Source organism: Paracoccus sp. PAMC 22219 (assembly GCF_000787695.1).
Taxonomy (GTDB): domain Bacteria; phylum Pseudomonadota; class Alphaproteobacteria; order Rhodobacterales; family Rhodobacteraceae; genus Paracoccus.
This window is the reverse complement of record NZ_BBPH01000122.1, coordinates 1-10,746: the sequence shown is the minus strand read 5'-3', so window position 1 is coordinate 10,746 and position 10,746 is coordinate 1. Positions and strand designations below refer to the sequence as shown.

General features: G+C 61.9%; 10 protein-coding genes. 6 read left to right on the top strand and 4 right to left on the bottom strand.

What is annotated here, in order from left to right:
• The first annotated feature begins 92 nt into the window (after positions 1-92).
• Together TY51_RS13630 and TY51_RS13625 are read left to right on the top strand one after the other, a co-directional pair.
• Positions 93-1,700, top strand: a complete 1,608-nt coding sequence (locus TY51_RS13630; protein ID WP_156118029.1) for a restriction endonuclease — start codon at positions 93-95, stop codon at positions 1,698-1,700.
• Positions 1,701-2,678: 978 nt separating this feature from the next.
• Positions 2,679-3,476, top strand: coding sequence for a substrate-binding domain-containing protein (locus TY51_RS13625; RefSeq protein ID WP_042250316.1), 798 nt, complete (start codon positions 2,679-2,681; stop codon positions 3,474-3,476).
• A 210-nt stretch (positions 3,477-3,686) separates the two neighbouring features.
• On the opposite strand, the gene TY51_RS22020 is transcribed toward TY51_RS13625, so the two are convergent.
• The 3 genes from TY51_RS22020 to TY51_RS13610 all read right to left on the bottom strand — a co-directional run bounded on the left by TY51_RS22020 (position 3,687) and on the right by TY51_RS13610 (position 6,741).
• Positions 3,687-4,025, bottom strand: a complete 339-nt coding sequence (locus TY51_RS22020) for a cytochrome c (RefSeq protein ID WP_042250314.1) — start codon at positions 4,023-4,025, stop codon at positions 3,687-3,689.
• Between the two features lie 52 nt (positions 4,026-4,077).
• Complete coding sequence (locus TY51_RS13615; protein ID WP_042250312.1) at positions 4,078-5,262, bottom strand: sulfite oxidase; 1,185 nt, start codon at positions 5,260-5,262, stop codon at positions 4,078-4,080.
• 369 nt (positions 5,263-5,631) lie between these two features.
• Positions 5,632-6,741 (bottom strand): TDT family transporter, encoded by a 1,110-nt coding sequence (locus TY51_RS13610; protein WP_042250311.1) that lies wholly within the window; start codon positions 6,739-6,741, stop codon positions 5,632-5,634.
• Positions 6,742-6,836: 95 nt separating this feature from the next.
• Here TY51_RS13610 and TY51_RS13605 point away from each other — a divergent pair, with 95 nt between their 5' ends.
• The 4 genes from TY51_RS13605 (at position 6,837) to TY51_RS13590 (ending at position 10,078) form a co-directional block, all read left to right on the top strand.
• A complete protein-coding gene (locus TY51_RS13605) occupies positions 6,837-7,592 on the top strand; it encodes a ZIP family metal transporter (protein WP_042250310.1) in 756 nt (251 codons plus the stop codon).
• Positions 7,589-8,428 (top strand): LysR family transcriptional regulator, encoded by an 840-nt coding sequence (locus tag TY51_RS13600; RefSeq protein ID WP_042250307.1) that lies wholly within the window; start codon positions 7,589-7,591, stop codon positions 8,426-8,428. Before TY51_RS13605 ends, TY51_RS13600 begins: the two co-directional genes overlap by 4 nt.
• A complete protein-coding gene (locus tag TY51_RS13595) occupies positions 8,421-9,020 on the top strand; it encodes a hypothetical protein (protein ID WP_197054766.1) in 600 nt (199 codons plus the stop codon). The genes TY51_RS13600 and TY51_RS13595 overlap by 8 nt, the downstream gene beginning before the upstream one ends.
• 74 nt (positions 9,021-9,094) lie before the next feature.
• Positions 9,095-10,078: a malate dehydrogenase gene (locus TY51_RS13590; RefSeq protein ID WP_042250303.1), complete on the top strand. Its 984-nt coding sequence runs from the start codon at positions 9,095-9,097 to the stop codon at positions 10,076-10,078.
• A 32-nt stretch (positions 10,079-10,110) separates the two neighbouring features.
• On the opposite strand, the gene TY51_RS21150 is transcribed toward TY51_RS13590, so the two are convergent.
• A complete protein-coding gene (locus TY51_RS21150; protein WP_081995029.1) occupies positions 10,111-10,248 on the bottom strand; it encodes a DUF305 domain-containing protein in 138 nt (45 codons plus the stop codon).
• Between the last annotated feature and the right edge of the window lie 498 nt (positions 10,249-10,746).

The window sequence follows — 10,746 nt, the reverse complement described above, 5'->3', positions numbered from 1 at the left end:
AAAAGCAGCCTCTCGATTGCCGGGCGGCATAGACACTTAGCTTTGGCTCAAGCTTATTCTCCTAGACACACCCGACGGCAAGGTGGTCCACTGTGAAAGACGTTCACAGCAGGGTAGATATGTCCCAATACCGGCCACGCTCCACATCAAGATTATATATATCTGAAGCTTCATACAAACGCGCACGAGCGAGCGATTTAACCCGCAATTCCCGTAAAGAGGCCAATGATTTAACCCGTCGCTTTGCAGATGAACGTCAAGCGCTGCTATCTCTTCTCAAAAACACGCCTACTATCAAGTCGATGCATGCTTGGATGGGCAGAGAAGAGACTGCCTCGTTCGTCCCAAAGATTTTTAACGTCAGCAAGCCCGTCAAAGACCAGCACAATCCGCTTCCAGAGCGTACTGTGCCTGGAGTGATGGCGCGACTTCTGGGGCGAACTGCCAAGATGGAGCAGGATTACCAGGTTCGGCTTGCGGAGGTTCATGCTGACAACGCCGAAATCGACCAGCGATATGAGGCAAGTATCTTGGAGTGGGAGACTCAGCGCGCGAAATACGAGGCGGATCAAGCCAAGGCTGAAGAAGCCGAGATAGTGCGTATCGCACAGAGTAATCAAAAAATCCGGGACTTGAGGAAGGCTTGGCATGACGGCGATGCAGATACTGTAGTGCAGTATGTAGCAGCCATCATGAAGCTGTCAGACCATCCACCGCCGTTAGCCCCTCGGGTAGAGCTGCAATATGACGGCGCTATGAAGCTATTGGTCATCGACTATCGGCTCCCGCTGCCATCAGACATGCCGATCACAAAGACCGTCCGCTACAACGTGACGTCCGGTGAGTTCTCAACGACGAGCATATCCCAAAAGGATGCCAAGATCCTCTACGACAGCACGTGCTACCAAGCGTGCCTGAGGACGATCAGAGATACATTTCGCGGAGACAAGCCGCGGAACATAGATACGATCGCCTTCAATGGGAATGTCGAAGCATTGAATGCTGCGACCGGCAGAAAATCTACAGAGACGATCATGTCGGTACTGGTCGGACGCGATGCAGTAGAAAAAATCGACTTCAACAATGTAGATCCGCAGGCATGCTTCAAATCCCTGAAAGGCGTTTCAGCATCAAGTTTGTCAGGGCTGGCCGCAGTCGTCCCGGTCATCACCTTCAACAAGGCGGACAAGCGATTCATCAAGGCAGAGGAAGTGGAGTTGGTGGAAGATGGGTCCGTCAACCTGGCTGCGATGGGCTGGGAGGAGTTCGAGCATCTAGTTCGACAGGTCTTTGAACGTGAGTTTGCGTCGCGTGGTGGCGAAGTAAAAATCACGCAGTCGTCCGCTGACGGTGGTGTTGACGCAATCGCATTTGATCCCGACCCCATCACTGGCGGCAAGATCATCATCCAAGCAAAGCGCTATACCCGTTCAGTCGGCGTCAGTGCCGTGCGGGATCTGTATGGCACGGCACAGTCCGAAGGAGCCTCCAAAGGCATCTTGGTCACAACCGCCGACTTCGGACCGGACGCGTATAAATTCGTGCAGGGCAAACCGATCACTTTGCTGAATGGAGGCCATTTGCTTCACCTCCTGGAGAAGCATGGCATGCGTGCGAGGATCGACATTGCGCAGGCGCGGAAAGAACTTGGGCTGTCAGGAAAAACTTCCCGAAAGGTGCCCCACAAGGGTGACACATAAGCTGGCAAGTCTAAGAGATAGAAACGCAAAGTATGTCCCGCAGACCCGTGGAGATGGGCATTGCGCTAAACACTATTATAGGAAGTGGATCGGGGGCGCATCATGGGTCTCTATGCACATCCAACAATCATCATACCCGCGAACTACGAAGTCCGGCAGATCGCGATGGTGGGGGCTCGGCGCTTGGCAGATCGGAACATTGCGGCTGCGGTTGGCAATGGATGCTTGGGCGATAGCAGCCGACAGCTGACCCCAGACCCTTGCTTTGTCCGGCGATGGCACCACCTTCGTGGGGCTCTTCCAGAAGCCGCCGCGGTGTGGATCGTAGATGACGTACTGCATGGCAAAGGTCGGCATTGTGATGAGACATGCCAATCCCTCGCTGCACCCCATGGTTCCCGGAAATGCAGTCGGTTGCTAGGTATTACATACCTGATAGCAGGTAACATAGCTGCCCCTAGCCTGTCGCTTCCGAGGGTCTGCTTTGCGGACCTTTCGGCCATTGAGTGCGCCTACGCTAAGACCGTTCGCAATTGCAGCATCAGCGACGTGCTGGGCGGAAAGCCGCCGCTAAAGATTCCTGATATTTACAGGTCTAGAGTCCGGAAGCAGCCGCTCGTCATCCCATATTCTTATCAAAGCGCGGCCACTCACACACACCTACTCGAACGCCGCTACGAATTCGGCGACGATGGCCTTTTCGCGCTGCTGGCACGCCGGCTCTCAGGCGTTACGTCGACACAGGGCGATGTCAGCTGCGCAGCGGATGCGTTCCTGCGCGCCAGCGTCAGCGCTGACCTTTTGATCGAATTGACTAGTCAGCATTTATCACGCGTCAGCCGTGCCCCACACGCAAGAGTGACGTAGAAATGGCAGAAAACGGCGAAGCGTTCGGGCGTTTACGCCAGCTGCAGCGTTCTAGACGTCACATGGCGTCGGCATCAGGCCGACGCGATCCTGTTCGACCGGAGTGCCTTGATGAAAATGATATCCCTTCTGGCCATGAGCCTGTCCCTGACCACCCCCGCCCTTGCCCAGGACGCAGCCACGGATGCGCCCGCGATCGCGCGTGAAGCTGGCGACGGCGTTGTGCGTCTTTATGGTGCGGGCGGGCCGCATAGCGCGCTGCAGAAGGTCGCCGATGTCTGGCAGGCCGAAACGGGCACCGAGGTTGCAATCACCTTCGGACCGGAACCCACATGGTCCGATCAGGCGCAGGCCGATGCCGACATCATCTGGGGGACGTCCGAGCAGTCGATGACGGCGTTTCTGGAAACCTACACCTCGTTCTCGTCCGATCAGGTTCAGCCGATCTACCTGCGTCCCGCCATCATCGCGGTGAAGGCCGGCAACCCCAAGGGCATCACCGGCTTCGACGATCTTCTGGCCGACGGCGTCAAGATCGTCGTGACCGAGGGCGCCGGCGTCGGCAACACATCGGGCACCGGAGTTTGGGAGGATATCGCAGGGCGAACGGGCAACCTGGACGATGTTGTGGGCATGCGCCGCAACATTGTGGCGTTCGAGCACGGGTCGGGCGCCAGCTTCAAGGCGTTCACCGATATGGACGCGGATGCCTGGATCACTTGGCCGGACTGGACCGCGCGCAATCCCGACGTTATCGAGGCCGTATCGCTGTCCGAGGACCGCGCGATCTGGCGCGACCTGAACGTCGCCATCGCGCCGGATGCTGACCCGGAGGCGCAGGCCTTTCTGGACTTTCTGGTTACGGACGAGGCGCAGGCGCTGATGGAAACCGAAGGCTGGACCCGCTGAAGGGGTCCACGATCCAGCATCTCTAAAGCATGAGGTCTGACCTGACCGCAGATCTGTCCAACGCAATGCGATTGAATGCGAACCCTCATCGTCAGCCTGAAGTCCCGGCTTGAACGGCGATGGAATGAGCAAGACGCTAAACGTAACCCCCCGCCTGCAAGCGGGGGGTTTTTCGTTCAGTTCCGTCGTGGAGAAGAGCCATCGATCATCTCAGGGCTCGACGTTGTCTGCCTTGGTCGCGCTTGCGACATAGTGGGACAGAGCGTCCAACTCCTCGTCCGTCAGGCTATCATACGGCGTCATCGGTCCGACGCCGTTCACCAACGCCCGCATGACGCGGTCATAATCGGGACGCATGGTGTCGAGGTTCGGCCCGATCTCTCCCATTGTCTCGGCATCGGCCAGGGTATGGCAGATCGAGCAGGACGGCTCTGCCCCTTGTGTGAAAAGTGCCTTGCCCATGTCGATCCGGGCAGAGTCTGTTTCAGCTACAGCCATACCTGACAAGGATGAAAGCAAAATGGCCGCGGCACTCAGTGTCTTGTTCATGTGTTTTCCGTTGATCTGAGGGGTGTCCGGCACGAACCGCCAGCCGCGTGTGTCATGCCACTTCGATTTCGATGCCTGGCGCGCGCCACCCATTATGGTTGTATCCGGGGTCGTTGGGCTCAGTCTGCTCAGGCTGCTGGTTTCCGTCCGCATCCGTGGCCCGGCTGACCAGCCGATACGTGCCGGGCTGCAGATCCATCTGTGCCACAAAGGGACGCCACGCAAATTTCCCGAGATCAGGTCCGATGAACTCTGCTGTGCTCCACGTCTGGCCATCATCCGCAGATACTTCGACTGATGCGACGTTGGTTGTTCCGCCGAACGCCACACCCGTGACCTGAACGCGACCAGCCTGGGTCGCATCCAACGGGCCGGTGATCCAGGATTTGACCGACATCTGCCAGACCGACGGATGGTCCGGGCCGCCTTCTTCACCCACAGGCTGCAACCGATAGCGCGTCTGCTGGATCAGCGCTGGCGACTGCTCCGCGGTCATGGCGACCTTGGTGACGTATTTCACGCTGTTGACGCCCGTAAACCCGGGGACGACCATGCGCAGCGGACCGCCATGGGCTAGGGAAATCGGCTCCCCATTCAGCTCCCACGCCAGCAAGATATCATCGAGCGCATCCAGGGGCACCGACCGCTCGACGAGCAATGTCAGCGGATCAAGTCCTTCGGGAAGCGTCTCTCCACCCGTGCCGGTCACGTATTCCATCCCCTCCGCAACTCCCCCCAGAGCGTCAACCACAACTCTCAAGGGCACACCCGTCCACATGACGCAGCCTGCAGCACCAACCTGCCAAGGTGTGCCGGACGGCTCGTGCTCAAAATAGGCACGGCCGTTCCCGGAGCATTGCAGGACCATGGCAACAGTCGTGATCCCCATTGTCTTCAGTTCGGCCAGCGTCAGGCTCCGAGGCTCTGCCACGCCGTCGATGCTGACTTCCCATGCATCGCGATCGTCAAGAATGGAAGCAGGAGGCGGTGCCACATTGTTGCGGACATACAGCCTGTCCTCAGGCGTAAACGCAGAGGTTCCAAACGCAGACCGCTCCATCTCGATCGTGCTGTTGGAGTGCACGATCAGTGCATCGGCGTCCTTCCAACTGACATAGTCAGGCAGGGCCGTCACACTTTCCTGAGCTTGCACACGGACACCGCTGGCCATCACGGACAAGATGGCACCACTTCCGGCCAGCAGGCTTCGACGGCCTATCTTGAAATCACCCATCATCACTGTGCCTCCTCCCAAAGGTTTTGATCTTACTTTTGAGCCTAGCATGAAAAGAGGTTGGCGTGTCCACAGCCTCCTTTTGCGCGCCGCGTTATCAGAGCCGCTTCACGGGTGTCTATCCCTGACCGTCCGCTCCGCACCGTCCCGCATTGTGTCGACCTATCCAGCCCCCGTGAGCGTCTGCTTTGGTGAACTGGCATAAGCAAAGCCTTCAACCAACTGAAGGAAATGCTTTGCCTAGCATTCGATAGATGAGCCGCGAGGGATGCGAAGCATTATTTGCCGCTTATAGTTTTTGTTTTGCGGTCTTATGCTGACAGCATCAGGGCGGCAGCACCCGCCGGAACGGTGCGCCGTGTTGCGATCATCTCAATCCTTCTTCAGGCAAGGAGCGACGAACAGATCACCCCGCCACGCCCCGCGCACGGTGCGCGTGGCCACGATGGTCCAGATCACGGCCAGCAGGGCCACCAGCATCAGGCCGAAGACGTTGATCGAGCCGATGGGCATCAGCGTGCCCAGCTTCAGCGTCGCCACCGCGAACACCCCGATGGGAAAGGTGTAGCCCCACCAGCCGAGGTTGAACGGCAGCCCCTCGCGCAGGTAGCGCCCGGTGATCAGGGCAGCCATCGCGAACCACCACAGGCCGTAGCCCCACAGGATCATCCCGCCGATCAGACCGACGCCCTGCGCTGCGCCGACATAGGCGTCCAGCCCGTGCGCGGCGAAGATGGCGGGCGCAGCTTCGCCCAGGGTCATCAGGCCAAGCGCGCCGGTGCCGATGGGGCCAAGCGCCAGCCAGGCCGAGGCCGCCATCGACGCATGCGGCAGCTTGTGGATTGCAAGGCGCAGGACCAGCACCACCAGCACGCTCATCGCGATGGGCACCGACAGCGCCCAGAGGGTATAAGACACCCACAGCACCGTCAGGCCGTTCCCGACATGCGGGGCCAGAAGCCCGCCCGTCACTGCCGCCACCTCGGCCGCGACCATGGGCAGAAGCCAGACGGCGGTCATCTGGTCGATGGAATGGCTTTGGCGGGTGAACATCAGATAGGGGATGGCGATGCCACAGGCGGCGGCCATCGCGACGTCGATCCACCACAGCGTTTCCGCCAGCCCCACCGCGCCGTGATAGATCAGCAGGCCGTTGATGATCGTGGCCAGCCCCATCGGGATGCAGCCGAAGAACATCGACACGACCGAATGGCCGAAGACGCGGCGCGCCCCGTCGAAGAAGAACACCCACCGCGCCGCGTAAAGCACGGTGAACAGCGCGAAAAGGCCGATGTTGAGGATCCACAGCGCCTCGCCCACCGCGCGGAACGAGGTTTGCGCCAGCGCGATGGACAGGATGCCGGTGCCCATGGTGGCGGCGAACCAGTTCGGGGTGAACTGGCGCACCACCTCGCGCGGGCTGTCGAGGCGGCTGAACGGTTGAAGGCCGAGCGATACGGCGCGCATTTTCTCGAAGGTCATAGGGTCTCTCCTTGGGTGTGGAGATAAGGGGGCTGGCGCGACCGGTCCAACGGATTAAACTTGTCCGAATGATCGGATTAGACGATGGGACGACGATGGCGATCTGGATGCAGGCGGGATTGTGGGGGCTGGCGGCCGCATCGTCGCTGCTGATCGGCGTGGCGCTGGCATGGTTTGCACCGTTTCCCAGACGGGTGACGACGGGGTTCATGGCGTTCGGCTGCGGGGTCCTGATCTCGGCCGTCAGCTATGACCTGATCCTGGACGGGTTCGGCAAGGCGGGCATCTGGCCGGTGGTGCTGGGGGCCGTGGCGGGGTCGGTGCTGTATACGGTGGCCAACGCGCTGATATCGCGGAATGGCGGGCACCATCGCAAGCGGTCGGGAAAACAGCAGGGGCATGCGGCACAGGGCGGCGGGTTGGCCATCGCGGCGGGGGCGTTTCTGGACGGGATACCGGAATCGGTCGTGCTGGGGGTGGGCATGCTGGACGGCGGCGGCGTCAGCATCGCCATGTTCGCGGCGATCTTTCTGTCGAACTTTCCCGAAGGTCTGTCCAGCGCCGTCGGGATGAAGGCTGCGGGGCGCGGCGCGGGGTATGTGTTCGGCCTGTGGACGGCGATCGTGCTGTGTTCCGGCGCGGCGGCGCTGATCGGTGCAGCGGCCTTGGGGGATGCGCCGCCCTATCTGCTGGCGGCGGTGAACGCGCTGGCCGCCGGCGCCCTGCTGACCATGATTGCCGATACCATGATCCCCGAGGCGGTAGAGGGCGAACGCGGCGAGACCGGCCTTCTGGTCACGCTCGGGTTCCTCGTGGCCTTCGCCTTGTCGCATCTGGGGACTGCCGCATGACGCTGGAACAGCTTCGGATCTTCATCGCCGTGGCCGAACGTCAGCATGTGACCGAGGCCGCCCGCGCGCTGAACCTGACCCAGTCCGCCACCAGCGCCGCCATTGCAGCACTTGAGGAACGCCACAACGTGCGCTTGTTCGACCGCGTGGGGCGCGGCATCATGCTGACCGATCTGGGCCGCAGCTTCCTGCCCGAGGCGCGGGCGGTGGTGGCGCGGGCCGAGGATGCGGCGGGGTTCCTTGCGGCCTCGATGGGATTGCATCATGGGCGGTTACGGCTGGTGGCCAGCCAGACGGTCGCGAATTACTGGCTGCCGAAGGTTATGCAGACCTTCCAGGCCGCCCATCCGGGGATCGCGTTGACCTTGCGCATCCTGAACACCCATGACGCGTGCCAGGCGGTGGCCGAGGGTGAGGCCGATCTGGGCTTTGTCGAGGATGAGGTGACCTCGCCCGCGTTTACTCTGATCCCCGCCGCAACGGACCGACTGGTCGTGGTGGCTGCAAAGCCCGTGGCCGATCTGGCAGCGGGGACATGGATCCTGCGCGAACAGGGCTCTGGCACGCGCGCCATTCTGGAACAGGCGCTGGCGGCGGCGGGGATCGTGCCACGCGTGGGGATGGAGCTTCCCTCGAACGAGGCTGTCCGTGCGGCGGTCGAGGCGGGCACTGGCGTCACCGCCCTGTCGCGCGTGGTGATAGAGGCATCCTTGGCAGCGGGTCGGTTGTTCGAGATCGAGTTCCCCATCCCGCCGCGCCATTTCAACGCCGTGCGTCCCACCGGCCGCCATGTGAGCCGAGCCGCCCAAGCGTTTCTGGATCGCGCTCTTGGATGAGGTGCTGCGCGCCCTGATGGCGATTGCGTCCACCGATCGGCTGTTCAACCCTTACCGCGACCATGATCCGGCGGTGGAGGCTGCGGGTGCCCCTGAAATTCGCCGCTGCAACCTGCGCGTCTATCTGGAGGCGATGCCGAAGGGCGCGCCGCTGTGGCTGGGCGAGGCGATGGCACGACGCGGCGCGCGTCGCACCGGCATCCCGTTCTGCGGCGAGGAGGCGCTGCACCGTCTCGGCCTGCCATTGATTCAGCCGACCCGCCATGCGCTGCCCGACGGGCCGACCGCCTGTGCGATCTGGGCCGCCGTGTCGGACCCGCCGCCGCTGTTCTGGAACGCCGTCATGCAGCATCCTCATCATGCCGATGGCCGCACCCGCCCGCCGGCCGTGGCCGAGATTGCCGCCAACATGCCCGCCCTGCATGCGCTGATCGCGTGGAAACGCCCGCCGCGCATCCTCTGTATCGGGCGCGTGGCCGAACGCGCGGCGCAGGGCTTGGGCGTTTCCGCCACCTATGTCCGCCATCCGGCGCAAGGCGGGTTGGCCGCATTCCGCGAGGGTGTCGCGTCATTCATCGAACAAGGCGATTGATCCAAACGGAACGATGCGTTGGACGGTTGTCTTCCGCGGGCCTACCTATTCCCCGCAACCTTTAGGAGGACACCGTGACCACATCTACCCCCAAACGCATCGCCGTCACCGGCGCCGCCGGCCAGATCTGCTATGCCCTGCTGTTCCGCATCGCCAAGGGCGACGTCTATGGCCCCGACCAGCCGGTAATCCTGCAACTACTGGACCTGCCGCAGGCGCAGGATGCCGTGCGCGGCGTGGTAATGGAGCTAGCGGATTGCGCCTTTCCGCTGCTGGTCGAGACCATGGTGACCGACGATCCGGCGACGGCCTTCCGCGATGCGGATGCGGCGTTCTTCGTCGGCTCGCGCCCGCGCGGCAAGGGGATGGAGCGGCGCGATCTGCTGTCGGCCAATGCCGAGATCTTCCGCGCCCAAGGCCGAGCGCTGAACGAGACCGCCAAGCGTGACGCGAAGGTCGTGGTCGTCGGCAACCCCGCGAACACCAACGCGATGATCCTTGCCGCCAACGCGCCCGACTTCCCGAACGAGAACGTCACCTCGATGATCCGGCTTGACCACAATCGCGCGCTGACGCAGCTGGCCACGAAGGCGGGCGTCGCCGTGGCCGAGATCGACCGGCTGGCCGTCTGGGGCAACCATTCCCCCACCATGTTCGCGGATTGGACCGAAGCCACCGCGCAGGGCGGCAAACTGCCCGACATGATCGGCGACGACGCATGGTATCGCGACACCCTAATCCCGAACGTGGCCCGGCGCGGCACCGCAATCATCGAGGCGCGGGGCGCATCCTCGGCCGCGTCCGCCGCAAATGCCGCCATCGACCACATGCATGGCTGGATTCACGGCACGGGGGGCAAATGGATGTCGATGGGCGTCCACTCGAACGGCGAATACGGTATCCCCGAGGGGCTGATGTTCGGCGTTCCGGTCATCTGTGCGAACGGCACATACGAACGCGTCGAAGGTCTGACTTTTACCGATTTCCAGCGCGAGATGATGGCCCGCACCATCGCCGAACTGGAGGAGGAACGCGAGGCTGTCTCAGCCCTTCTGTAAAGAACAGGCCCGCGCAAGGCGGGCCCACCCTATTATTCCGGCACTTCAACGCCCATGCGGTCCAGCATGGCCGTCATCTCGGCAATATCTTCCTTTTGCGCGTCGATGATCTTCTGCGCCATATCGCGCGTCTCGTCATCCGTGCCGTGCTCCAGCTCCACCTCGGCCATGTCGATGGCAAGGCATTGGTCAGTTTCGCAACATAGATACGCAGTGCGGAGAGAGTTCGCTGTTCCCACCCGAAACGGCAGAGCGGCACCCTTTGCCTCATATGACGAATGACCGCTATGGGATGAGCGTCGCCCTAAACCATAGTTGGCCTTGCCGGGACCAAGGTCCGGTTTGGGTCGATCACTCTTGCTGCATCTGCATTCGCTGCAGGCGGCATGAGTGTCGTCTATGGGCTCTTCGCGTCGATGCTGCGCCGACCGCTGACCGTCCGCTTTTGTGAAGCAGCCAAGCCCAAAAAGCAGACTGCCTGACAGAAAAAGCAGAACTATGTGCCACAGAACAGGGCGGGGGGTCAGGCGAGGAAGCGCGAAGCGCGCCCCTCTCCTGAACCCTTGCCTCCCGGCGAGGGCAGGGGGGGAACCGCCGCAATGGGAAAATCAAACGGACAAGGGGGTGGTGCGGCCCGCAGCGCAAAGCGCGAGGACACGGCCCCGCAG

Coding starts and splice junctions, on each gene's coding strand:
- TY51_RS13625 (WP_042250316.1), top strand. CDS start 2,679: ATGAAAATGATATCCCTTCTGGCCATGAGCCTGTCCCTGACCACCCCC.
- TY51_RS22020 (WP_042250314.1), bottom strand. CDS start 4,025: ATGAACAAGACACTGAGTGCCGCGGCCATTTTGCTTTCATCCTTGTCA.
- TY51_RS13615 (WP_042250312.1), bottom strand. CDS start 5,262: ATGATGGGTGATTTCAAGATAGGCCGTCGAAGCCTGCTGGCCGGAAGT.
- TY51_RS13610 (WP_042250311.1), bottom strand. CDS start 6,741: ATGACCTTCGAGAAAATGCGCGCCGTATCGCTCGGCCTTCAACCGTTC.
- TY51_RS13605 (WP_042250310.1), top strand. CDS start 6,837: ATGGCGATCTGGATGCAGGCGGGATTGTGGGGGCTGGCGGCCGCATCG.
- TY51_RS13600 (WP_042250307.1), top strand. CDS start 7,589: ATGACGCTGGAACAGCTTCGGATCTTCATCGCCGTGGCCGAACGTCAG.
- TY51_RS21150 (WP_081995029.1), bottom strand. CDS start 10,248: ATGGCCGAGGTGGAGCTGGAGCACGGCACGGATGACGAGACGCGCGAT.